18 protein-coding genes and 1 pseudogene are annotated in these 23,871 nt (G+C 74.3%); 9 read left to right on the plus strand and 10 right to left on the minus strand.

Annotated elements, in window-relative coordinates; all coding sequences use genetic code 11:
- Positions 1-162 precede the first annotated feature (162 nt).
- The 4 genes and pseudogenes from AB0D08_RS18355 to pdhA all read right to left on the minus strand — a co-directional run.
- Positions 163-1,533, minus strand: a pseudogene (locus tag AB0D08_RS18355) (globin domain-containing protein); the annotation flags it as partial.
- A gap of 397 nt (positions 1,534-1,930) precedes the next feature.
- Positions 1,931-3,253: a dihydrolipoamide acetyltransferase family protein gene (locus tag AB0D08_RS18360; protein WP_359889911.1), complete on the minus strand. Its 1,323-nt coding sequence runs from the start codon at positions 3,251-3,253 to the stop codon at positions 1,931-1,933.
- A gap of 4 nt (positions 3,254-3,257) precedes the next feature.
- Positions 3,258-4,262, minus strand: a complete 1,005-nt coding sequence (locus AB0D08_RS18365; protein WP_033818303.1) for an alpha-ketoacid dehydrogenase subunit beta — start codon at positions 4,260-4,262, stop codon at positions 3,258-3,260.
- A complete protein-coding gene (pdhA, locus tag AB0D08_RS18370) occupies positions 4,262-5,410 on the minus strand; it encodes a pyruvate dehydrogenase (acetyl-transferring) E1 component subunit alpha (protein WP_233288918.1) in 1,149 nt (382 codons plus the stop codon). The genes AB0D08_RS18365 and pdhA overlap by 1 nt, the downstream gene beginning before the upstream one ends.
- A gap of 204 nt (positions 5,411-5,614) precedes the next feature.
- Between pdhA and AB0D08_RS18375 the strand changes: the two genes are divergently transcribed.
- Positions 5,615-6,085: an Lrp/AsnC family transcriptional regulator gene (locus AB0D08_RS18375; RefSeq protein WP_359889914.1), complete on the plus strand. Its 471-nt coding sequence runs from the start codon at positions 5,615-5,617 to the stop codon at positions 6,083-6,085.
- Between the two features lie 35 nt (positions 6,086-6,120).
- On the opposite strand, the gene AB0D08_RS18380 is transcribed toward AB0D08_RS18375, so the two are convergent.
- Positions 6,121-6,732, minus strand: coding sequence for a TetR/AcrR family transcriptional regulator (locus tag AB0D08_RS18380; protein ID WP_149037923.1), 612 nt, complete (start codon positions 6,730-6,732; stop codon positions 6,121-6,123).
- An 80-nt stretch (positions 6,733-6,812) separates the two neighbouring features.
- Positions 6,813-7,778, minus strand: a complete 966-nt coding sequence (locus tag AB0D08_RS18385; protein ID WP_359889917.1) for a glycosyltransferase family 2 protein — start codon at positions 7,776-7,778, stop codon at positions 6,813-6,815.
- Between the two features lie 137 nt (positions 7,779-7,915).
- Here AB0D08_RS18385 and AB0D08_RS18390 point away from each other — a divergent pair, with 137 nt between their 5' ends.
- The gene (locus AB0D08_RS18390; RefSeq protein WP_233288917.1) at positions 7,916-9,217 is read left to right on the plus strand and encodes a glycosyltransferase family 39 protein; all 1,302 of its coding nucleotides are present in this window, start codon (positions 7,916-7,918) and stop codon (positions 9,215-9,217) included.
- Positions 9,218-9,340: 123 nt separating this feature from the next.
- On the plus strand, positions 9,341-11,041 hold the full coding sequence (gene paaN / locus AB0D08_RS18395; RefSeq protein ID WP_033818308.1) for a phenylacetic acid degradation protein PaaN: 1,701 nt from the start codon (positions 9,341-9,343) through the stop codon (positions 11,039-11,041).
- Between the two features lie 67 nt (positions 11,042-11,108).
- Here the strand turns inward: paaN and AB0D08_RS18400 are convergent, their stop codons facing one another.
- Positions 11,109-12,341, minus strand: a complete 1,233-nt coding sequence (locus AB0D08_RS18400) for a bifunctional glycosyltransferase family 2/GtrA family protein (protein WP_082526230.1) — start codon at positions 12,339-12,341, stop codon at positions 11,109-11,111.
- Between the two features lie 145 nt (positions 12,342-12,486).
- On the opposite strand from AB0D08_RS18400, the gene AB0D08_RS18405 reads away from it, so the two are divergent.
- Complete coding sequence (locus tag AB0D08_RS18405; RefSeq protein ID WP_033818309.1) at positions 12,487-13,977, plus strand: FAD-dependent monooxygenase; 1,491 nt, start codon at positions 12,487-12,489, stop codon at positions 13,975-13,977.
- A 14-nt stretch (positions 13,978-13,991) separates the two neighbouring features.
- Here AB0D08_RS18405 and AB0D08_RS18410 read toward each other — a convergent pair whose 3' ends face one another.
- Entirely contained in the window at positions 13,992-14,537 is a 546-nt protein-coding gene (locus tag AB0D08_RS18410) for a CGNR zinc finger domain-containing protein (RefSeq protein WP_033818310.1), read from the minus strand.
- A gap of 200 nt (positions 14,538-14,737) precedes the next feature.
- On the opposite strand from AB0D08_RS18410, the gene AB0D08_RS18415 reads away from it, so the two are divergent.
- The 5 genes from AB0D08_RS18415 (at position 14,738) to AB0D08_RS18435 (ending at position 21,060) form a co-directional block, all read left to right on the plus strand.
- The gene (locus tag AB0D08_RS18415; protein ID WP_359889923.1) at positions 14,738-16,888 is read left to right on the plus strand and encodes a protease pro-enzyme activation domain-containing protein; all 2,151 of its coding nucleotides are present in this window, start codon (positions 14,738-14,740) and stop codon (positions 16,886-16,888) included.
- Between the two features lie 259 nt (positions 16,889-17,147).
- Entirely contained in the window at positions 17,148-18,173 is a 1,026-nt protein-coding gene (locus AB0D08_RS18420; protein ID WP_359889926.1) for a hypothetical protein, read from the plus strand.
- 113 nt (positions 18,174-18,286) lie between these two features.
- A complete protein-coding gene (locus AB0D08_RS18425) occupies positions 18,287-18,763 on the plus strand; it encodes a VOC family protein (RefSeq protein ID WP_033818311.1) in 477 nt (158 codons plus the stop codon).
- Positions 18,763-19,623, plus strand: coding sequence for a pyridoxamine 5'-phosphate oxidase family protein (locus AB0D08_RS18430; protein ID WP_359889929.1), 861 nt, complete (start codon positions 18,763-18,765; stop codon positions 19,621-19,623). Before AB0D08_RS18425 ends, AB0D08_RS18430 begins: the two co-directional genes overlap by 1 nt.
- Before the next feature lie 114 nt (positions 19,624-19,737).
- A complete protein-coding gene (locus AB0D08_RS18435) occupies positions 19,738-21,060 on the plus strand; it encodes a peptidoglycan-binding protein (protein ID WP_359889931.1) in 1,323 nt (440 codons plus the stop codon).
- Here AB0D08_RS18435 and AB0D08_RS18440 read toward each other — a convergent pair.
- Both AB0D08_RS18440 and AB0D08_RS18445 read right to left on the minus strand, forming a co-directional pair.
- Positions 21,053-21,730, minus strand: a complete 678-nt coding sequence (locus AB0D08_RS18440) for a TrmH family RNA methyltransferase (protein ID WP_033821096.1) — start codon at positions 21,728-21,730, stop codon at positions 21,053-21,055. The two genes, AB0D08_RS18435 and AB0D08_RS18440, sit on opposite strands and share 8 nt — an antisense overlap.
- Positions 21,727-23,862 carry an FUSC family protein gene (locus AB0D08_RS18445; protein ID WP_033821095.1) on the minus strand — a complete coding sequence of 712 codons (2,136 nt, stop codon included), beginning with the start codon at positions 23,860-23,862 and terminating at the stop codon, positions 21,727-21,729. The genes AB0D08_RS18440 and AB0D08_RS18445 overlap by 4 nt, the downstream gene beginning before the upstream one ends.
- Between the last annotated feature and the right edge of the window lie 9 nt (positions 23,863-23,871).

Genomic DNA, 23,871 nt, shown 5'->3' on the forward strand with positions numbered 1-23,871 from the left:
CTGCGGCCGGAGAAGCCCGAGCCCGAGCTGACCCCCGAGGACGAGGTCCGGGTCCGGGAGCTGCTGGCCCGGCACGGGCAGCGGGACTCGCTCGGCGTGCCGCACCCGCTCGGCGGGCACCCCGGCGCGGGCCAGCGCCGCGGCGCCGCGCCGGACCATCGCCGCCGGTCCGCTCAGGTACGCGCAGTACCCGTGCCAGGGCGCGTACCGGGCGACCACCTCCGGCAGCTCTCCGGCCAGCGCGACACCGGGGGCCTGCGCCGGCGGGGACAGCACCGGGTGCACCGACAGCCAGCGGTGCCTCTGCTCGATCCGGCGCAGCGCGTCCAGTTCGTACAGCTCGGCCCGGCTGCGGGCGCCGTAGAACAGCTCGACCGAGCGGCCGTCCGCGCCCCGCTGCGCCAGCTCCTCGACCAGTGCGTGGACCGGGGCGATCCCGGTGCCGCCGCCGAGCAGCAGCAGGTCGCTGCCGTCGGCCTCGTCGAGCACCATCCGCCCGGCCGCCGGGCCGAGCCGCAGGACGTCGCCGGGGGCCGCCCGGTGGACCAGCGCGCCGCTCACCCAGCCGGCCTGGACGGCCTTGACGTGGAAGGTCAGCAGGCCGTCCGGCCGGGGGGCGGTGGCGAACGAGAAGTGCCGCCAGACCCGGGGCCACCAGGGCGTCTCGACCGTCGCGTACTGGCCGGCCCGGAACGGGTAGGCCTGGTCGGGGCGCAGGGTGATCACGGCGATGTCCCGGGTGCGCTGCTGGTGCGAGACCACCTCCGCCTGCCACCAGGGTGGCGAGGTGCGGGCGGAGCTCTCGGCGGCCTCGATCATGATCCGGGAGACCAGGCCGTAGACCCGGCGCCAGGCCAGTTCGGTCTCGGTGTCCCAGCGGCTGCCGCAGAACTTGGCCAGCGCCGCCACCAGGCACTCGCCGACCGGGCCGTAGTGGCCGGTCAGGGTGCCGTACTTGCGGTGGCCCTCGCCGAGCCGGGTCAGGTAGCCGGTCAGGCCGGCCGGGTCGTCGGCGCTGCGGGCCGCCAGCAGCAGGGCCCGGAACAGCCGGTCCCGCTGGACGTCCATGGCCGCCGGGAACAGGGCCCTGACCTCGGGGTGGTGCAGGAAGATCAGCGCGTAGAAGTGGGCGGTGGCCCGGTCGGCGACCGGTTCGACGACGGCCAGGCTGGCCCGGATCAGCTGGATGTCGCGCGGGGTGGGCGGCGCGGTGGCCGCCGCGTCGGGGGCGGCCACGGCGGGGGCGGCGGACGGGTGCGACGGGGGTTCGGCGGCGGGCGGCCCGGCGGGCGGCCGCGGCGGTGCGTCGGGGGCCGCGGCCACTGTGTCCAGGGCCCAGGCCCGGCTCCAGTGGTCGCCGGGGCCGGACCAGTTGAGCCCGGGGGCGTCGGTGAACAGCGGCTCGTACCGGGTTACGGGCGCGGGCGGGGCGGCGGGCGCGGGGGCCCCGGCGGGCGCCTCGGGCCCGGGGGCGGGCGCGGCCGGTGCTGCGGGTGCTGCCGGTGCGGGGATGCGCGGCGGCTCGGTGGGCATCGGCGGGGCCGCGGTGACCGGCGGAGGCCCGGGGGTCCGGGGCGTCTCGGGGGCCGGGGGGTCCTGCGCGGCCCGGGGGCCCTGCGGGCCGGGCGACGGTTCGGGGGGAGTGTGCGGGAGGCCCGGCACGGCCGCGGCCGCCGTCGATCCGTGTCCGGCCCTGACTTTCAGCGGGCGTGCCTTCACCGCGAGTTGACGAGTGCCCAAGAGAATCGTTTCGCTTCCGGTCGTCCCAACCACACCTGGTCTGTCTCTGCTGACGCCTTCAGCAGAGTGGCACGCCCGAACAGCTCATCCGACAAGACGGACGAAGGCCGGACAACCGGCCCGCCCGCACGCTACGCTCGCCCGACCTATGGCCACCGTGCGCGCCGGGAAGGGCGCGCACGGTGACGGTTCACAGCTGTCGCAGCAGCATTCCGGGCTGCTCCACGCAGTCGGCGACGAAGCGCAGGAACCCGCCCGCCGTACCGCCGTCGCAGACCCGGTGGTCGAAGGTGAAGGACAGCTGGGTGACCTGGCGGACCGCCAGCTCCCCCTGGTGCACCCACGGCTTCGGGGTGATCCGGCCGACCCCCAGCATCGCCGCCTCCGGGTGGTTGAGGATCGGGGTCGAGCCGTCCACCCCGAACACGCCGTAGTTGTTCAGCGTGAAGGTCCCGCCGGTCAGCTCGGCCGGGGTCAGCGAGGAGGCCCGGGCCGCCTCGGTCAGCCGGGCCAGCTCGGCACCGAGCCGCTCGGTGCCCAGGGTGTGGGCGTCCCGCACCACCGGTACCACCAGGCCGCGTTCGCCCTGGGCGGCGAAGCCCAGGTGCACGGCGGCGTGCCGGCGGATCGCCGAACCGTCCGGCTCGACGCTGGAGTTGAGCTCCGGGAAGCGGGCCAGCGCCACCGTGCAGATCCGGGCCAGCAGCGCCAGCACACTGATCTTCGGTCCGGCGGCGCGGTTCAGCTGCGCGCGCAGCTCCATCAGGGCGGTGGCGTCCGCGTCGACCCAGCAGGTCGCGGCGGGGATCTCGTGGTGGCTGCGGGTGAGCTTCTCCGCGACGGTGCGGCGCAGGCCGCGCAGCGGGACGAGCTCGTCCTCGGCGGCGCCCGGCACCACGGCCGGGGCGGCCGCCGGCACGGCGGGCGCGGCGGGCGCGGCGACCGCGCGGTCCACGTCGGCCCGCATGATCAGCCCGTCCGGGCCGCTGCCGGTGAGCGCGGCCAGGTCGACGCCGTGCTCCCGGGCCAGCCGCCGGACCAGCGGGGAGATCACCGCGACCACCGACGGCGCGGCGGTGGCGACCGCCACCGGTACGGCCGGAGCCGGAGCAATGACCGGAGCGATGACCGGAGCAGCGGCCGCGGCGGCGGCCGGGGCGCCGGGGCGGATCCGGCCGCGCCGGGCGCCCTTGGGCCCGTCGGCGACCCCGTACCCGACCAGCGGGCGCTCGTCCGCGCCGCCGCCGGTCACCGGGGGTCCCTCGCCGGGCGAGACCGCGACGGTCACCAGCGGCGCGCCGACCGGCACCTCCTCGCCCACCTCGCCGAACCGGGCGGTGACCACACCGCCGTACGGGCAGGGCACCTCCACCACGGCCTTGGCGGTCTCCACCTCGACCACCGGCTGGTCAACGGCGATGACCTCGCCGACCTCGACCATCCAGCGCACCACCTCGGCCCCGGTGAGACCTTCACCGAGGTCCGGCAGGGTGAACTCGCGTACCACGGGCATCACGTCAGTCCTCCCACTGCAGCCGGGCGACCGCGTCCAGGATCCGGTCCACCCCGGGCAGGTGGTGGTGCTCCAGCATCGGCGGCGGGAACGGGATGTCGAAACCGGTGACCCGCAGCACCGGCGCGGCCAGGTGGTGGAAGCACTTCTCGGTGACCCGGGCGGCGATCTCCGCGCCCGCCCCGCCGAAACCGCTCGCCTCGTGCACCACGACGGCCCGCCCGATCGAGCGGACCACCTCGCAGACGGTCTGCTCGTCGAACGGCACCAGGCTGCGCAGGTCCAGCACCGCGAGGTCCCAGCCCTCCGCCCGGGCCGCCTCGGCGGCCTCCAGGCAGACCGGCAGCGAGGGCCCGTAGGTGATCAGCACGGCGGAGCGGCCGGTGCGGCGCAGCACCGCCCTGCCGATCGGCTCGACCGGGAGCGCCGGGTCGAACTCGGTCTTGCCCCAGTAGAGCCGCTTGGGCTCCAGGAAGACCACCGGGTCGTCGGAGGCGATCGAGGCGCGCAGCAGCCCGTACGCGTCGGCGACGGTGGCCGGGGTGACCACGTGCAGGCCGGGGGTGTGGGTGTAGTAGGCCTCGGAGGAGTCGCTGTGGTGCTCGACGCCGCCGATGCCGCCGCCGTAGGGGATCCGGATGGTGATCGGCAGCGGGAGCCGGCCGGCCGTGCGGTTGCGCATCTTGGCGACGTGCGAGAACAGCTGCTCCATCGCCGGGTAGGCGAAGGCGTCGAACTGCATCTCGACCACCGGCCGCAGGCCGTACATGGCCATGCCGACGGCGGTGCCGAGGATGCCGGCCTCGGCGAGCGGGGTGTCCAGGCAGCGGTCGGCGCCGAACTCCTTGGTCAGGCCGTCGGTGATGCGGAAGACACCGCCGAGCTGTCCGACGTCCTCGCCGAGGACGTGGACCGCCGGGTCGGCCTGCATGGCGTCGCGCAGGGCCGAGTTGAGCGCCTGCGCCATGCTGGCCGTGCGGGCGCCGCGGACGGGGGTCGCGGTGGTCATCAGTGGTGCACCTCGGCCTCGGCCGCGAGTTCGGCGGCGAGCTGGTCGGCCTGCTCGCGCAGTTGGGGGGTGGGTTCGGCGTAGACGTGGGCGAACAGCGACATCGGGTCGAGCTGGGCGTCGGCGTGGAACTCGGCGCGCATCCGGGCGGCGAGGTCCTCGGCCTGGGCGGCGCAGTCGCGGACCAGCGCGTCGTCCAGCATCCCGGCGGCGGCCAGGTGGCGTTCCATCAGCAGGATCGGGTCGTGCTCGCGCCAGGCGGCGACCTCGTCGTCCTCGCGGTAGCGGGTGGCGTCGTCGGCGTTGGTGTGCGCCTCGATGCGGTAGGTGAGTGCCTCGATCAGGGTCGGGCCGCCGCCGGAGCGGGCCCGCTCGACGGCCTCGGTGAGGACGGCGTGCAGGGCGGGGGCGTCGTTGCCGTCGACCAGCCGGCCGGGGATGCCGTAGCCGACGGCCTTGTGGGCGAGGCTCGGCGCGGCGGACTGCTGGGTGAGCGGCACGGAGATGGCGTAGCCGTTGTTCTGCACCAGGAAGACCACCGGGGCGTTCAGCACGGCGGCGAAGTTCAGCGCCTCGTGGAAGTCGCCCTCGCTGGTGCCGCCGTCGCCGAGCATGGCGAGCGCGACCACCGGGTCGCCGGCCAGCCGGGCCGCGTGGGCGAGGCCGACGGCGTGCGGGGCCTGGGTGGCCAGCGGGGTGGCGAGCGGGGCGGTCCGGGTGGCCTTGGGGTCGTAGCCGGTGTGGGCGTTGCCGCGCAGCAGGGTGAGCGCTTCCAGCGGGTCGACGCCGCGGGAGACCACCGCGAGGGTGTCGCGGTAGCTGGGGAAGAGCCAGTCCTGCTCGCCGAGGGCCATCGCGGCGGCCACCTGGCAGGCCTCCTGGCCGGTGGAGGCCGGGTAGACGGCGAGCCGGCCCTGCTTGGTGAGGGTGGTGGCCTGCTGGTTGTAGCGGCGGCCGACCACCAGCCGGCGGTAGAGCTCGTGCAGCAGCTCGGGGTCGGTCTTCTCCAGCGCGGGGGTGCCGAGCACCCGGACCGGGGTGGCGTCGGGCAGCAGCGGCGCCGGATCGCTCCGGGGTCCGGTGGCGCCGGGCAGCCAGCCGGGGACGGCGGCCGGGTGTCTGTGATCGAGAACGGTCATCTCGGGCACCTCCAAGGGTCGGGGAGGGTGCTGCAGGGGCAGTGGTGATGCCGTGGTGCGGGTGCGGCGGGCGGCGGCACGGGGCGCCGTCGCTCCCTACCGATTGTTCGGTCGACTGGTCATTCTGGCCACAGTCGCGACAAGGTGGTGGACATTCGGCCTCAACCGGGGTCTCCTGGGATCAGCACGTCCAATCGGGGAGGGTAGGGGGCCATGTCGGCTGAACAGACGTCCAGACTCGACCGTGTCGACCGGTCGATCCTGCGGCTCCTGCAGCAGGACGGTCGCGCCTCCATCCGCTCGGTGGCCGAGCGGGTGCACGTGTCACGGGCGAACGCCTACGCCCGGATATCCAGGATGGTCGAGGACGGCATCATCCGCGGCTTCACCGCCCGGGTCGACCACGAACGGGCCGGGCAGGGGGCGTCCGCCTACATCACCCTGAAGATCGTCCAGAACTCCTGGCGGACGGTGCGCGAGCAGCTGCTCCAGCTGCCGGGGGTGGCGCACATCGCACTGGTCGGCGGCGAGTTCGACGTCCTGCTGCTGGTCCACACGGCCGACAACCGGGCGCTGCGCGAGCTGGTGCTGAACCGGATCCAGTCCGTCCCGCAGGTGCTCACCACGCAGACCCTGCTGGTGTTCGAGGAGACCGACCAGGTCCCGCCGGACCCGGCACCGTAGCCCGACCCGCTGAACCGCCCCGGTCCGCCGCGGAGCTAGGCGCCCTGCGGGCGTGCTGCGCGGTCGGCGGCCCGCAGGCCGTCGAACGCGAGGTGGACCACCGCGTCGGCGACCCCGTCGGCGCTGCGGCTGCCCGGGCGGTACCACTCCACGATCGAGTTGATCATGCCGAACAGCAGCCGGGTGGCCAGCCTCGGCTCGACGTCGGAGCGCAGCGAACCCTCGGCCACGGCGGCGCGCAGCAGCTCGGCCACCCGGTGGTCGAAGTCGCGCCGGCGCTCCAGCGCCCACTGCTCGGTCCCGGTGTTGCCGCGCACCCGCAGCAGCAGTGTCACGTAGGGGAGTTCGGCGAGCAGGACCTCGGCGGTGCGGCGCACCACGTGCTCCAGCCGGTCCACCGAACGGCCGGTGGCCGCCGCGGGCTCCTCGAGGATGCCGAACAGGGCGTCCAGGGCCCGTCCGACGGCCAGCCTGAGCAGCTCCTCCTTGCCCCGGACGTGGTGATAGATCGAGGACTTGGAGATGCCGGCCGCCCGCGACAGGTCCTCCATCGAGGTGCCGTCGTAGCCCCGCTCGTTGAAGACCTCCACCGTGACGGCGAGCAGCGAGTCGACGGTGTACGCGGTGCGGGTGGAGTTCTCGGCCATGTGCACGAGTATCCCCGGCGTCCGCGGGCCCGGGGAGCCGGGGCCGGGTCCTGGACGGGTCCTGGCGCGTGCGGTTCGGGTCAGAACTCCCGGGCCGGGTCGTCTGCGGAGTCGTCGGCGATGAAGTAGGTGGGCCGCCGCTGCACCGCGGTGTAGATCCGCCCGATGTACTCGCCGAGCAGGCCGACGCAGATGAGCTGCACCCCGCCGATGAACAGGATGCCGGTGAACAGCGAGGTCCAGCCCGGCACGGTGTGGCCGGCCAGGTAGGCGGTCATGGTGAAGACCAGCATCGCCAGGCAGGTGAAGAAGCTCACCACCCCCAGCCAGGTGGCGATCCGCAGCGGCGCCGCGGAGAAGCCGGTGACGCTGTCCAGCGCGAGCCGGACCATCTTGCTGAGCGGGTACTTGGTCTCGCCCGCCACCCGCTCGTCGCGGTGGTAGTGCACCTCCCCGCTGGGGAAGCCCAGCCACGGCACCAGCAGGCGGTAGACCTGCTGCTGGTCGGGCAGCGACTTCAGGGCGTCGACGGCCTCCCGGCTGAGCAGCCGGAAGTCCCCGGCCTGGGCGGGCACCTGCTTGCCGGCCAGCCGTCGCATCAGCCAGTAGTAGGCGCCCGCGGTGCGGCGCTTGAAGCCGCTGTCGGTGCTGCGGTCGCCGCGGACGCCGTAGACCACGTCGAGCTGCCGGGTGCGGGCCAGCTCCAGCATCTCGGGGATCTTCTCGGGCGGGTCCTGGAGGTCGGCGTCGATGCTGGCGACGTACGCGCCGGCCGACCGGTGCAGGCCGGCGGTGAGGGCGGCCTGGTGGCCGCTGTTGCGGCGCAGCCTGATCACCCTCAGCTCGGGCCACGCGGCCCGGGCGTCCCGGAGCAGGGCCGGGGTCTTGTCGGCGCTGCCGTCGTCGACGGCGACCACCTCGTAGCGCACGCCGATGCCGTCGAGGACCGGCCGCAGCCGCTCGACCAGGGCGGGCAGCGCCTCCTGCTCGTTGAACATCGGCACGACCACGGAGAGTGTGACGGCGGGCGGCGGCACTGAAGTCATCGGACACTCCCGGTTCGGGGCCTCGGCCCGGCGGTGCTGGGAGTTTACCCGCGCCCTCCCGGACACCGGCAGGACGGATTGGTACGGACCACTGTTCGGCCTTGGGGGCGCACGGCACACTGGGGGATCATCTCCGGGTGACCACCAGCGGAAGTCAGGACCACATCCCCATGGACGTGATGGCCGAAGCGGACGTCGAGGGACCTCCGCACACCACCGGACCGGGCCCCGCCCCGGCCGGGCGCCCCGGGCGGCTGCGCGCCGGGGCCCGCGGCGCGGCGCGGGAGTACGGCCCGGCGCTGGCGCTGTACGGCGCGGTGAAGCTGATCGGCTTCGCGGTGTTCATGCGGTTGCTGGAGTGGTCCGGCGAGTACCTCACCAAGGACCCCCGGTTCGGCGGCGGCAGGCACCCGTGGGACGTGCTCGGCGGCTGGGACGGCTGGTGGTACCAGCAGGTGGCGCAGAACGGCTACCACCCGCACCTGGTGCCGCTGGTCGGCCAGGTCTGGTCGTACCAGCAGGACTCCTCGGCGTTCTTCCCGCTGTACCCCGGCCTGATCAAGATGGTCTCGGCGGTCACCGGCCTCGGCCTGTACGGCGCGGGGATGCTGGTCTCGGTGGTGGCGTCGTTCGTCGCGGCGGCGGGGATCTACCGGCTCACGGCGGCGCTGACCGACCGCCGCACCGGTGTGATCGCGGCGGCGCTGTGGGGCGTGTTCCCCGGCTCGGGGGCCGAGTGGGCGGTCTACTCGGACTCGCTGTTCGTCGCGCTGGCCGTCTGGGCCTGCTGGTTCGTGCTGGAGCGCAACTGGCTCGCGGCCGGGGTCACCACCTTCGTCGCCGGGCTCAACCGGCCGACCGCCGCAGCCCTGGTGGCCGCGCTCGGGGTGGCCGCGCTGCTCGCCCTGTACCGCCGCCGGGACGGCGTGCTCGGCCCGCTGGTGGCCGGGGCCGTCGCCCCGCTCGGCCTGTTCGGCTACATCGCCTGGGTCGGCTGGCAGATGGGCGACCTGACCGGCTACTTCAAGCTGCAGCGCGGCGGCTGGCTGCACTACTTCGACAGCGGCGCGCACACCCTGAAGGTCTTCGAGGGCGTGCTGCTCGGCCACAACAACTACCTGTTCGCCTACCCGACCGAGGACCTGATCGGTGTCCTGCTGGTGGTCACGCTGCCGATCCTGCTGACCCTGCTGGTCCGGCTGCGCCTGCCGGTCCACCTGCTCGTCTACACGGTGGTCACCATCGTCCTGGTGCTCGGCAGCCAGCAGATCTTCGGCAACACCTCCCGCTACCTGCTCCCCGCCTTCCCGCTGTTCATCCCGGTCGCGGTGGCCCTGCGCCGGCTGTCGCGCACCTCGCTGGCCGTGGTGCTCGGCACCGCGGCCGTCGCCTCCGGCTGGTACGCGGGCTACGTGCTGTTCGAGCTCGGCATCCCGTAGGCCGCGGGCGGGCGGGCGCTCCGGACGCAACCCCCCGGGGGGTCTTGCCCCGACCGATCGTTCGGTTACGCTGAGGTGTACCCTGCACCGCCTCACCGAGCCCGCCCCTATGAGGAGCGCACCATGGCTGCTGCGACCCCGACCCCTCCGGTCGCCGAACTGATCGAACGCCACCAGGAGACCCTCGACCGCGCCCTCGCCGCGATCGGGAGCCGCGACTACTGGTCCCCGTACCCGGAGTTCCCGAAGGCCTACGGCGAGAGCGGCCCGGCGGACGGCAAGGCCGCCTTCGAGGCCCGCCTCGGCCGGCTGTTCGAGATCGCGGGCCAGCCGGCCGGCGGCGACCCGGTGAGCGGCGAGGCCTCGCCGTACGGGATCGAGCTCGGCGTCAGCTACCCGCACGCGGACCCGGACGCGCTGATCGCCGCGCTGGAGGCGGCCCGCCCCGGCTGGGCGGCGGCCGGCCCGGCGGCCCGGGCAGCGGTCTGCCTGGAGATCCTGGCCCGGATCAACGCCCGCTCGCACGAGTTCGCGCACGCGGTGATGCACACCACCGGCCAGGCGTACGGGATGGCCTTCCAGGCCGGCGGCCCGCACGCCCAGGACCGCGGTCTGGAGGCCGTCGCCTACGCGTACGCCGAGCAGACCCGGCTGCCGCAGAGCGCGCCGTGGACCAAGCCGCAGGGCAAGCGCGACCCGCTCACCATGGTCAAGGAGTTCACCGTGGTGCCGCGCGGCCTGGCGCTGCTGATCGGCTGCAACACCTTCCCGACCTGGAACGGCTACCCGGGCCTGTTCGCCTCGCTGGCCACCGGCAACCCGGTCCTGGTCAAGCCGCACCCGCGGGCCGTGCTCCCGCTCGCGATGACCGTCGAGGTGGCCCGCGAGGTGCTCGCCGAGGCCGGCTTCGACCCCAACCTGGTGTGCCTGGCCGCCGAGCACGAGGGCGGCACGATCGCCAAGACGCTGGCCGTCCGCCCCGAGGTCAAGCTGATCGACTACACCGGCTCCACCGCCTTCGGCGACTGGCTGGAGGACAACGCCCGCCAGGCCCTGGTCTACACCGAGAAGGCCGGCCTCAACACGGTGGTGATCGACTCCACCGACAACTACCGCGGCATGCTCGGCAACCTGGCCTTCGCGCTGTCCCTCTACAGCGGCCAGATGTGCACCACCCCGCAGAACCTGCTGATCCCGCGCACCGGCATCCGCACCGACGAGGGCTCCAAGTCCTACGACGAGGTGGTCGCGGACCTCGCCGCCGCCGTCCAGGGCCTGCTGCGCGACGACGCCAAGGCCGCCGCGATCCTCGGCGCCGTGGTCAACCCGGGCGTGCTGGCCCGCACGGTCGCCGCGGCCGGCGGCGAGTACGGCGAGCCGGCGCTGGCCCCGCGGGTGGTGGAGTCGGCCGAGTTCCCCGGCGCGACCATCCGCACCCCCGCGCTGATCACGGTCGACGCGGACAAGCCGGACGACCGGGCGGCGTTCCTCGGCGAGTGCTTCGGCCCGGTGGCGTTCGCGGTCGCGGTGGACTCCACCGAGGCGGCGGTCGAGCTGCTGCGCCGCACCGTCAAGGAGCACGGCGCGATGACCGCCGGGGCCTACACGGTCTCCGAGGAGGTCGAGGCCGCGCTGGTCGACGCCTGCCTGGACGCCGGCGTCTCACTCTCGCTGAACCTCACCGGCGGGGTCTTCGTCAACCAGACCGCGGCCTTCTCCGACCTGCACGGCACCGGCGCCAACCCGGCGGCCAACGCGGCCTACTGCGACGGCGCCTTCGTCGCCAACCGGTTCCGCACCGTCGAGATCCGCCGGCACGTCTGACAACCGGTCCGGTGGCCCGCTCCCGGGGGGAGTCGGAGCGGGCCACCGGAGTTCTCGTGGCTGGGCGTCAGGACCGCCGGGCCCGGCGCGGGTTGAACACCCACACCCGCAGCAGCAGGAACCGCACCACCGTGGCGAGCGCGTTCGCCGCCACCAGCGCGGCCAGCTCCGCCGCGTGCGCCGACTGCGGCCGCAGCAGGTGCAGCAGCCCGATCGCGGCGCTGCTCAGCACCAGGCCCAGCAGGAATGCGATCCCGCCCTCCACCTGGTGTTTCAGGGCGTCCCGGCGGCCGGTGACGCCGAACGTGAAACGCCGGTTGGCCGCCGTGTTGACCACCGCCGTCACCCCCAGGGCCAGCGCGTTGGCGAACAGCGCCGGCACCGCCTGGCGCAGCATCAGGAACAGCAGCACGTAGGCCAGCGTGGACAGGGTCCCGATCACCGCGAAGCTCGCCAGCTGCCAGCCGAGGCCCGGCGGCAGCTGCGCCTGCCGGACCCGCTCAGGCAGCTCCACCCGGCCGGTGCCGGCCAGCGAGCGGCGGGCCACCCGGGCCATCCCCCGCAGGTCGTCCAGCGCGGTGCGGACGATGTCCACCCGGCTGTCCGGGTCGTCCACCCAGTCCACCGGCACCTCGTGGATCCGCAGGCCGGACCGTTCGGCCAGCAGCAGCAGCTCGGTGTCGAAGAACCAGGCGTTGTCCTCCACCTCCTCCAGCAGCCGCCGGACCACCTCGGTGCGCCCGGCCTTGAACCCGCACTGCGCGTCCGAGAACTTGGCCGCCATGGTGGCCCGCAGCAGCAGGTTGTAGGTGCGCGAGATGAACTCCCGTTTGGGGCCGCGCACCACCGCCGAGCCGCGGTGCAGCCGGCTGCCGATGGCCAGGTCGCTGTGGCCGGACAGCAGCGGCGCGACCAGCGGCAGGAACGCCTCCAGGCCGGTCGACAGGTCGACGTCCATGTAGGCCACCACGTCGGCCTCGCTGGCGCCCCAGACCTGGCGCAGCGCCCGGCCGCGGCCCTTGAGGTCCAGGTGGACGGCGTTCACCCGGGGGAACTCGGCGGCCAGCGCGGTGGCCACCGCCCAGGTGCCGTCGGTGCTGGCGTTGTCGGCGACGGTGATCCGGTACGGGTAGGGGAAGGTCTCGTCGAGGTAGGCGTGCAGGCGGCGGACGCACCGCTCGACGGTGTGCTCCTCGTTGAAGACGGGGACGACCACCTCGACGGTGCCCACGCGCGGCTTGCGCCGGTCCGTGGACGCCGGATCGACCAGGGCCGTGCCGTGCGTCAGGGGCTGAGTCATGGGAAGGACATTCACAGCCCCGGATGGGGCCGCGATGATGGGAGGCTGAGAGCACCCTGAGAAGCCGGACCGCGCCGCCCGCCCCGTCGCACCGCGTTCCGACGCGCAGCCCCGAAGTGCCGTGCCGACCACCGGGAGATGGCCTATGTCAGACAATCAGATCGGCTCCGACGTACTGGTCGTGGGAGCCGGCCCGACCGGCCTCCTGCTGGCCGGCGACCTCGCCGCGGCCGGGCTGCGGGTGACGGTGCTGGAGAAGCGCGACACCGAGTCGAACCTGACCCGGGCGTTCGCCGTGCACGCCCGCACCCTGGAGCTGCTGGACGCCCGCGCTCTGGCCGACGACCTGGTGGCGACCGGGACGGCGCTGCGCTCGCTGCGGCTGTTCGGCCGGCTGCGGATCGAGCTGGGGCAGCTGCGCAGCCGCTTCCCGTTCGTGCTGATCACCCCGCAGTCCAACACCGAACGCCTGCTCCAGGAGCGGGCGTCGAAGGCCGGTGCGACGATCCTGCGGGGCGCCGAGGTGACCGGGCTGCGGCAGGACGGCCGGTCGGTGACGGTGACCTGCCGCCGGGGCGGCGCCGACGGGCCGCTGGAGGAGCACCGGGCGCGGTACGTGGTCGGCGCGGACGGTGTGCGCAGCGCCGTCCGGGACCTGCTGGGCATCCCGTTCCCCGGTGAGTCGGTGGTGGACTCGGTGCTGCTGGCCGACGTCCGGCTGGAGCGTGAGCCCGAGGAGGTGCTGACGGTCGGTGCCACCGAGGCGGGGTTCGCCTTCCTGGTGCCGTTCGGCGACGGCTGGTACCGGGTGATCGCCTGGGACCGGCACCGGCGCGTGCGGGACGACGCCCGGCCCGACCTGTCCGAGCTGGCCGAGCTCACCCGTACGGTGCTCGGGCAGGACCTCGGTCTGCACGACGCGCGCTGGCTGTCGCGCTTCCACAGCGACGAACGCCAGGTGCCCAGCTACCGTTCGGGCCGGGTCTTCCTGGCCGGGGACGCGGCGCACTGCCACTCCCCGGCCGGCGGCCAGGGCATGAACACCGGCCTGCAGGACGCCGCCAACCTGAGCTGGAAGCTGGTCGCGGCCTGCCGGGGCGAGGCCACCGACGCCCTGCTGGACAGCTACCAGCAGGAGCGCCACCCGGTCGGCCGGGCGGTGCTGCGCAGCTCGGGCGCGCTGATCCGGGCCGCGCTCGCGCAGTCCGCGCCGACCCGGGCGCTGCGGTCGGTGGTGGTCTCGGCGGCCGACCGGCTCGGCCCGCTGGCCCGGCTCGGCGCCCGGCAGGTGTCCGGCCTGGCGATCCGTTACCCGGCGCCGGCCGACGCGCACCCGCTGGCCGGGCGGCGGGTACCTGACCTGCGGCTGGCGGTGGACCGGCCGGGCGGTCCGGCGCGGCTGTACGAGGCGCTGCGGGCCGGCCGGGCGGTGCTGGTCGCCAACGACGAGCTGCCGGTGGCCGGGCCGTGGGCGCAGCGGCTGGTGACTGCGGCCCCGGCCGACCCGCACGGCAAGCTGCGGGACACCGTGCTGCTGGTGCGGCCGGACGGCTACGCGGCCTGGGCGGCCGTCGACCCGACCGAGGGGGAGCTGCGGGCGGCCCTGACCGAGTGGCTGGGCAGCGCGTCCGAGTAGCGTTCCCCCACCGGTCAGCGGGTGGCCTTCTCGTAGTGTCTGGCGGCTTTCGCCCGATTTCCGCAGACGGCCATCGAGCACCACCGGCGGCGGCCGTTCTGGGATGTGTCGAAAAAGTGAAGAATGCAGTTGGGGTGGGCGCAGGCCTTGATGCGGTGCGCGCCCCGGCCGAGGAGTTCGAGGTAATTGTCGGCGGCGAGCCAGGCGGCCAGCCACTGCTCGCCGTCCACCTCGACGCGCTGCTCGGGGCCGTCCGGGGTCAGGCTGTGGCGCAGCCGGCCGCGGGCGAGGATCGCGTTGAGCGCCCGCGGGTCGGCGGGCCGGCCGGCCGCGGCGTCGTCGAGGAGCGACTGCAGCGCGTCGCGGGTGGCCCGGACGGCGTCGAGGCCCTGCTGGTCGGCGGGGCAGCGCCCGGCGAGGCAGTTGGAGGCGAGCCAGGTACGGTAGCCGTCGAGGTCGGTGAGCAGGTCGTTGACGGGGGTGCCGGCCCAGCGCGTGTTGAGCAGATCGAGCGAGAGCGGTTCGCCGGTCAGCGGGCGCGGGTCGCGGGGGTCAGCCATGGGGCCGAGTGTAACTCCGTTCTCCTCGGGCGCTATTCACTGTATTCATCGGCACCAATTCTGTTCATGAATTCGCCGTCCACACTTGACTGTTCTTTAGTAAGCAATTGCCGGGCCATGGGCCTATTCACTCGAATTCTCTGCGAGGGTCTGGAAAGCGTTTTCGAACCCGGAACGCCCCACACTTTCCGGAGGAGCCCGTGCGACCCCGCTCGCTCGCCCTTTCCGCGGCTATCGCCGTCCTGCCGCTCACCGCCTTCTCCTTGGGCGTCTCCACCGCCCAGGCCGCGCCGGTCCCCAACGCCAGCGCCCGCGTGTCCCTGCCCAACACCGTCACCCCCGCGGTGGCCCGCTCGCAGAAGCAGGGCGACGTCCCCGCCGCGCAGCAGCTCTCGGTGTCGGTCAGCCTCAAGCTGCGCAACACCGCCGGCCTGGACCGCTTCCTGGCCGCGGTGGCCACCCCGGGCACCCCGGAGTACGGCCACTACCTGACGCCGGAGCAGTTCACCGCCGCCTACGGCCCGACCCAGGCCGACGTGGAGCAGGTCCGCGCGTTCCTGACCTCGCAGGGCCTGTCCGTCTCCTCGGTCAGCGCCAACCGCCAGGTGGTCAATGCCCAGGGCACCGCCGACCAGCTGGCCAAGGCCTTCGGCACCCACGAGAGCTCCTACACCGACCCGACCCAGGGCGGCCGGACCTTCTTCGCCAACGACTCCGCCGCCTCGGTGCCGGCCGCGCTGGCCGGCGTGGTCGACGGCGTGCTCGGCCTGAACAACCACACCGTGCGCAAGGCCCAGCTGGCCAAGCCGAACGGCTCGACCCCGAAGGCCGCGCCCAGCGGCTTCGGCCCGGCGCAGTACGACGGCGCCTACAACCTGGGCAAGGTCGGCGCCGACGGTACCGGGGTGACCGTCGCGCTCTGGGAGTTCGACGGCTACCAGTCCTCGAACCTGACCACCTACGACGGCCAGTACGGCCTGTCCGGCCCGGCGGTCTCCACCGTCTCGGTGGACGGCGCGAGCTACGACAGCAAGCCGGGCGAGGGCCAGGGCGAGGTCGAGCTGGACAGCGAGATCGTCCGCGGCGTCGCCCCGAAGGCCACCCAGCTGGTCTACGAGGCCCCCAACAGCGACCAGGGCGAGATCGACATGGCCGCCAAGATCGTGGCGGACAACCGGGCCTCGGTCATCTCGATCTCCTGGGGCTCCTGCGAGCCGGACACCACCGCGGCCTCGATGACCGCGGTGAACAACTCCTTCAAGCAGGCCGCCGCCCAGGGCATATCGATCTTCTCGGCCTCCGGTGACGACGGCTCGCGCGACTGCACCCGCTCGGACAGCGGCTCGAGCGTCAAGGCGGTCGACTTCCCGGCGTCCAGCCCGTACAACACCGGCGTCGGCGGCACCAACCTCAAGGTGAGCGGCAACGCCTACTCCTCGGAGAGCGCCTGGTCCACCGCGGGCGGCGGCGTCTCCACCCAGTTCGCCAAGCCGTCCTGGCAGACCGGCACCGGGGTGAGCGGCACCATGCGCACCGTCCCGGACGTCTCCTCCAACGCCGACCCGGCCAGCGGCTTCGCGATCTACACGGTCGGCGGCTGGCAGACCTACGGCGGCACCTCGGCGGCCGCGCCGCTGTGGTCCGGCTACACCGCGCTGTACAACCAGAAGGCCAAGGCGGCCGGCCAGGCGGTGCTCGGCGAGGCCAACCCCAAGCTCTACGCGCTGGCCAACTCCAGCAGCTACGGCTCGGTCTTCCACGACGTCACCTCCGGCAAGAACCAGGACTTCTCCACCAAGGCCGGCTACGACCAGGTCACCGGCTGGGGCACCCCGGTCGCCGACCAGCTGACCAGCGCGCTGCTCGGCGGCGGCACCACCACCCCGCCCACCGGCGGCTGCACGGCCGCCCAGCTGATCGGCAACGGCGGCTTCGAGACCGGCACCGCGGCCCCGTGGACCGCCTCCAGCGGCGTGGTCGACAACGCCTCCGGCGAGGCCGCGCACGCGGGCTCCTGGAAGGCGTGGATGGACGGCTACGGCTCCTCGCACACCGACACCCTGTCGCAGACCGTGTCGATCCCGGCCGGCTGCAAGGCCTCGTTCAGCTTCTGGGTGCACATCGACACCGCGGAGACCGGTTCGACCGCGTACGACAAGCTGACCGTCCAGGCCGGTTCGACCACGCTGGCGACGTACTCCAACGCCAACGCGGCCACCGGGTTCGTGCAGAAGACCTTCGACCTGTCGGCCTTCGCCGGGCAGACCGTGACGCTGAAGTTCACCGGCGTCGAGGACTCCTCGCTGAAGACCAGCTTCGTTGTCGACGACGCCACGCTGAGCATTTCCTGACTTTCGCTCATCGGGTCAATGTGGTTTAGACCTCAGCACCTGCCCGGACCTGCGAGGGTCCGGGCAGGTACTGTTGTTTCCACAATGTTTCAAGATCGATTGATTTTCCGATTCCTTGTCGTGACCACTGTCATATGTCCAAGTTGATGACGTAACCTCTGGCCGTGCGTAGGGTTCCCACAGCTCGGTGGCACAACTCCCGGCGCAGGTGCGCGCCGGGCTGAACCCGCCGAACTCACCTGGTGGGGAAGGTGTCGGGATGGGCTCACAGCAACCGCAGCAGGCCGGTCGCCTCCGGCTGGTAGGCCGACGGGACAACGGGGCGGCAGCCCCGCCCGGCCCGGCACCGGCCGTCCCGGGGCAGCCGGCCCCCAGAACGCCGCCCGCCGCCCCGCCGAGCGGCTTCGCCGAGACCCTCAACCTCGCGATCGAGGCCAGCGGCCTCAGCCTCGACCGGATCCGGGCCGCCCTCGCCAAACAGGGCGTCAGGGTCAGTGTCACCACGCTCAGTTACTGGCGCCGCGGGCGCAGCCAGCCCGAACGGGCCACCTCACTGCGCGCCGTCCTGCTGCTGGAACAGCTGCTCGGACTGCCCACGGACGCGCTCACCGCGCAGCTCGGCCCGCCCCGGCCGCGCGGGCGCTGGGTCACCCCCGCCTGCCCGGACGCCCTGCGGGTGGAGGACGTCTGGCCCGGCGAGCAGGAGATCAGCGAGGTCTTCGTGGAGCTCGACGCGCCGCCCACCGGACAGCTGGAGCGGCTGTCCATCCACGACTCCTACTTCGTCGACGCCGGCCGGCGCGGCTACCTGCTGCGGATGCGCCAGGTGGTCCGGGCGACGGTGGCCGACGTGGCCCGCCTGGTGGTGGTGCACAAGGCGGACGAGGGCGCGGCCGGCTGCCCGGAGATCACCTCGGTGCGGCACGCCCGGCTCGGCCGGGTCCGGCGCCGTCCGGACAACGGCCTGCTGGTCGCCGAGCTGCTGCTGGACCGGCCGCTCGGCCTCGGCGACTCCACCGTCTTCGAGTACGAGGTGGCGATCCCCGACACCGGGCCGACCACCGACTACGGGCGGTTCTTCGCCGCGCCGGTGCGGGAGTACGTGCTGCAGGTGCACTTCGACCCGGCCGCGGTACCGGCGCACTGCGAGCGCTTCGACCGCGATCCGGGCGCCGAGGTGGACCGCCATCACCAGCAGCTGTGGATCGGCGCCTCGGCCAGCGCCCACGTGCTCTCGCCGGACCAGCAGCCCGGGCAGGTGGGGATCCGCTGGCAGTGGGAGTGATCCTCTAACCGGTACACAACTCCAGAACGGTTTGACGCCCGCCTGGACTAACCCCTACTGTCATCAGTAATGGTTAGCACGGTCGAGCCGACCCGTCCTGGGAGTGTGTCCGCATGTCCGGTACCGCCGCACCCGTCCTCCCCACCCTGCAGACCGGTCACATCGGTCTCAACGTCACCGACCTCGACCGCTCCTGCGCCTTCTACCGGCGGCTGCTGGGCCTGGAGGTGACCGCCGAGGGCACCGACCCCGAGCGCCGGTACGCCATGCTCGGCCGGGACGGCCGACTGGTCCTGACGCTCTGGCAGCAGTCCGCCGGCGGCTTCGAGACGGCCCGCCCCGGGCTGCACCACCTCTCGTTCCAGGTCGACTCGCCGGACGAGGTCCGGGCCGCCGAGCGGACCCTGCGGGAGCTGGGCGCGGCGTTCGCCCACGACGGCGTGGTGCCGCACCGCGAGGGCTCGGCCTCCGGCGGGGTGTTCTTCACCGACCCCGACGGCATCCGGCTGGAGATCTACACCCCCGCGGGCATCGCCGACACCGCCGCCGAGGCACCCCACGGCACCGCCCCGACCTGCGGGTTCTTCTAATGACCGGGCCCGGGGCGCGCTACCACCGGGGCGAGCGGGCCGTCCAGCGCCGCACCGGGCAGCTGGAGCGGGCCGACCACGTGGGGCGGTCCATCGGCGCAGCCATCCCCCCGGTGGCCGCCCGGTTCCTCACCGAGCGCCGCACCCTGGTGGTGGGCGCCGCCGACCGCGCGGGCCAGCTCTGGGCGACCACGCTGAGCGGCCCGGCGGGCTTCCTGCGGGCCCCCGACGAGCACACCCTGGCCGTCGCCGCCGGTCCGGTGGCCGGGGACCCGCTGGCCGAGGCACTGGCCGGCGGCGCCGAGGTCGGCACCATCGCGCTCGACCCGGCCGGACGGCGCCGGATGCGGGTCAACGGGCGCGCCGTACCGGACGGCCGGGGCGGCCTGCTGATCGCCGCCGAGCAGGTGTACGCCAACTGCCCGAAGCACATCCGGCGCCGCAGCCCGCACGACGCGCCCGCCAAGGCGGCCGCCGCCACCACCGGCACCGCCCTGACGCTCCCCCAGCAGCTGGCGGTGGGCTGCGCCGACACCTTCTTCGTGGCCACCGCCGACCCGGACGGCAAGGTCGACGCCTCGCACCGCGGCGGCGCCCCCGGCGTGCTCACCGTGCACGCCCCCGACCGGCTGAGCTGGCCCGAATTCCCGGGCAACACCATGTTCATGACCCTGGGGAACCTGGAGCTGAACCCCGCCGCGGGCCTGCTGGTCCCCGACTGGGAGACCGGCGCCGCACTCCTGCTGACCGGCCGCGCCACCGTCGACTGGGCCGACCCCGACGCCCCGGTCGTCCACTACACGGTCACCGCGGTGGTCCACCTCGCCCACGCCACCCCACTGACCTGGACCGATCACTGAGGCCCACCGCCGGACCCCCAGGGCGATGACCTATTTGTTATATCTTCAGGTGATATTCCCTCAATCCGGCGTGGAATGAATGCCCACTCCCCACGACGGAAGGGCAGGCTCACCGTGCTGATCGAGTTCACCGAGGCCCCGCCGGACGACGGCTGCGCCTGCCGGGGCTGTGGCGCCCGCCGGCTCGCCCGGCTGCACGCCGCCCGGACCGAGGACGGCGGCCACCCCGCCGCCCGGGGCGCCCGCCGCGCCGCCGTGCTGCTGGCCGCCCTGGGCACCGTGCTCGGCGGCCCCGCCGCCACCGCGGGCGCCGTCGGCGCCCCGATACCCGGCGACGGCACCGACGCGCCGATACCCGACGCCCCGCAGGGCGAGGTCAGCGGACTCTACGGCGGCCAGGGCGCCACCCCCCGGCTGCGCACCGCCACCCCCGCCACCACCCGGGCCGAGATCCTCGCCAGGGCCCGCCGCTGGGTCGACCAGCACGTGCCGTACAGCATGAGCAGCTACTGGACCGACGGCTACCGGCAGGACTGCTCCGGCTTCGTCTCGATGGCCTGGGGCCTGGGGAGCAGTCAGACCACCTGGACACTGCCGGACTTCGCCGACCGGATCACCCGGGACGACCTGCAGCCCGGCGACATCCTGCTGTACAACAACCCCGCCGACCCCGAGGGCGGCTCGCACGCCGTCCTCTTCGGCGGCTGGACGGACGCCGCCCGCACCCGGTACACCGCGTACGAGCAGACCAGCCCGGCCACCATGACCCGCGCGACGCCGTACGCCTACTGGAGCAACTCCGCCTCCTACCTGCCGTACCGCTACCGGGGCCTGTCGGCACCGGCTCCCGACCCCGCGCCGGCACCGGCACCCGCGCCCGACCCCGACGCCTTCCCCGGCGCGGGCCTGTTCGGCCCCGGGCAGTCCAACGCCTACGTCCAGCGGCTCGGCGAGCTGCTGACCGCCCGCGGCGGCGGCCGGTTCTACCGCGTCGGGCCGGGCCCGCAGTGGGGCGAGGCGGACCGGCTGGCCACCCAGGCGTTCCAGCTGGCCCAGGGCTGGTCGGGCGCCGAGGCCGACGGCTACCCGGGCCGGGACACCTGGGGTCTGCTGGTGCACGGCCTGGGCAAGGACATCCCGCCGGCCGGCGCGCCCGCCCCGGCGCCCGCGCCCGTCCCGCCGCCGCCCGGACCGGCCGTCCCGGCCTTCCCCGGCGCCGCCGCGTTCGGCCCCGGCCGGGTCGGCCCGGCCGTGCAGCAGCTCGGTGAGCAGTTGGTCCGCAAGGGCTACGGCCGCTCCTACACCGAGGGCCCGAGCCCCGACTGGGGCGAGGCGGACCGGCTCAACGTGCAGGCGTTCCAGCGGGCGCAGGGCTGGTCCGGGGCCGACGCCGACGGGTACCCGGGCCCGGAGACCTGGCGGCTGCTGTTCAGCTGACGGCCGGGGCCGCCGCGCCGTGCACCCGCACCCAGGCGTGCATGGCGATGGCGGCCGCCGCGCCCGCGTTGATCGAGCGGGTCGAGCCGTACTGGGCGATCGAGCAGACCGCGGTGGCGTGCTCCCAGGCGGCCTCGGTCAGGCCGGGGCCCTCCTGGCCGAACAGCAGGACGCAGCGCTCGGGCAGCTCGAAGGTCTCGATCGGCACGGCGCCGGGCAGGTTGTCGATGCCGATCAGCGGCAGGTCCTCGGCGGCGGCGAAGGCGGCCAGCGAGGCGACGTCCTCGTGGTGGCGCAGGTGCTGGTAGCGGTCGGTGACCATGGCGCCGCGCCGGTTCCAGCGCCGGCGGCCGACGATGTGCACCTGCTCGGCCAGGAACGCGTTGGCGGTGCGCACCACCGAGCCGATGTTGAAGTCGTGCTGCCAGTTCTCCACCGCGACGTGGAAGCCGTGCCGGCGGGTGTCCAGGTCGGCGACGATCGCCTCGTGCGTCCAGTACCGGTAGCGGTCGGTCACGTTGCGGCGGTCGCCGGCGGCCAGCAGCTCCGGGTCGTAGTGCGGTCCGGCCGGCCACGGCCCGGGGTGCGGGCCCACGCCGATCTCGCGGTCGTCCGGTGTGAAGGCCTCGTCGTACTGCTCGCCCGTCAGGGGCACACCCGTCTTCGTCACGCCTTCGAGGGTACGGGCCCCGCCACCCGGCGCGGCCGGACGGCCTTCTCCAGGTCGGCGACGGCCTGCATCAGCAGCCTGGCCCCGCCGCGGGCGACCGCGACCCGGTCCTCGGCCCCGGTCTCCGGCGGCAGGGTGGCGAGCACCTCGTCCCAGGTCTCGTGGGCGGCCCGGAGGGCGGAGAAGTCCGCCGGGTGCCCGAGCAGGATGGCGGCCGCCGCGATGGCGGTGGAGTCCCGCAGTTCCTCGGCGAAGGCGGCCGTGCCGGGCAGCGGCGGGCTGTCGGCGGCCGGCAGGTGGGCCTCCATCAGCACGGTGGAGCGGCCGAGCAGGCCGACGGCGGCCCGGGCCCGGTCGAGCTGCTTGCGCGGCAGCTCGGTCAGCCGGTCGGGGTCCCGGTGCGGCTCGGCGTCGGCCCGCTGCTGGGCCTCGAGCATCTCGGAGCGGGCCTCGCGGACGTCCAGCAGGGTGTCCCGGACGATCCGGGTGTGCCGCTCGTCCGGCTCGCCGAGGGCGGCGACCACCGCGGCCGCGTACCGGCCGACGGCGGCCAGCCACTCGGCCAGCCGCTCGGGCAGCCGGGCGGTCTGCCAGGTGGGGAACAGCGCGTAGGCGCCGAGCGCGAGGGCGCCGCCGAGCAGGGTCATGGCGATCCGGTCCACCGCGGTCTGGGTCGGGTCGACGTCCTCCAGGCCGAGCAGGAACACCACGTACCCGGAGATGCAGGCGGTGGCCAGCGCGTACCCGGTGCGCAGGGTCAGGTAGGCGCCGGCGATGAAGACCACGGCCAGCGCCGCCGACACCCACTCGCCCGGGTCGGCCAGCCGGACCACCAGGGTGGCGACCAGGACCCCGGCGACCGTGCCCGCCAGCCGGGCGACGCCCCGGCTGTAGGTCTGCGCGAAGTCCGGCCGCATCACCATGGCGGCGGTCAGCGGCGCCCAGTAGCCGTGCCGCACGCCCAGCAGCCGGGCCGCCAGGTAGGCGCCGGTGACCACGCAGGACAGCCGGACGGCGTGCTGGAAGACGGCGGCGTGCGGGTCGAGCTGGCGGCGTACCGTGCGCAGCGCCGAGGGCACCACCCGCAGCAGCGGCGGCCGGTGCAGTCCGGGGCCGCGGGCCGGGCCGGTCACGGTCGAGCGGTCCTGCTTGTCCAGGTTGTCGACGGCCTTGCCGAGCAGGCCGGACAGCCGCCGGGCGGAGCGGCGGGCCGCGCCGCGCAGGCCGGGCCCCTCGTCCGGGCGCAGCAGGGCCAGGGCCGGGGTGGAGCGCGGCGGCCGGTACGGATCGCCGGAGCGGACCGCGCGGGCCAGGGCGTCCAGGACCTCGGCGGCGGCGGCCAGGATCTCGCGCGCCCGGTCGCGTTCGGGCCCTTCGGCGGCCGCGCCGACCCGGGGGTCGGCGAGCGCGGCCAGCGCCGGGCGGACCCGTTCGGCGATGCCGCGCAGCCCGCGCATCTCGGGCGGCCGGTGGCGGGCCTGCCAGGGGGTCAGGGCGGCCGCCTGCCGGGCGAGGATGAAGGGCTCCGGGTCGACGTGCGCGGTGGGGTCCTGGCGCAGCCGACGGGCGTAGTCGGCGAGCGCGGCGTAGGTGTCGGCGAGCGCGTCGCGCTGGGCGCCCCAGCTGTCGACCGGCCAGAGGGTGACCACCAGGGCCTGGGCGGCGCCGCCGACGGCGCAGAGCGCTCCGTGGCCGAGGGCGGTCTCCACGCTGACGGGCAGTTGGACGACGACCAGCATCACCGAGACCGTGGTCGCGGCGACCACCCCGCCGGTCGGTCCGATCGCCCACATCATGCCGGCGCCGAACGACCAGAGCGCGAGCAGCACCGGGAAGGCGCCGGGGACGCCGACCGCCAGGTAGCCGAGGAAGGTGCTGATCCCGAGGCCCAGGCCGGCGGCGACGGCGAGCGAGGTGCGCGGCCGGAAGCTGCGCTGGAAGGTGGCGGTGCCGGCGATGAAGGCGCCCATCGCGGCGGAGGTGGCGAGCGAGGGTCCGGCCAGCGCCAGGGTCGGGAAGACCACCAGGGCGACCGCGACGGCGCCGCGGACGGCTCGCCGGGGGTCGGACAGGGTCCGGTCCAGGGTCAGTCCGGCCTTCGCGGTGTCACGAAGTGAGGCGAACCAGGACATGGCGGGAGC

This window comes from Kitasatospora sp. NPDC048540 (genome assembly GCF_040651175.1).
Taxonomy (GTDB): domain Bacteria; phylum Actinomycetota; class Actinomycetes; order Streptomycetales; family Streptomycetaceae; genus Kitasatospora.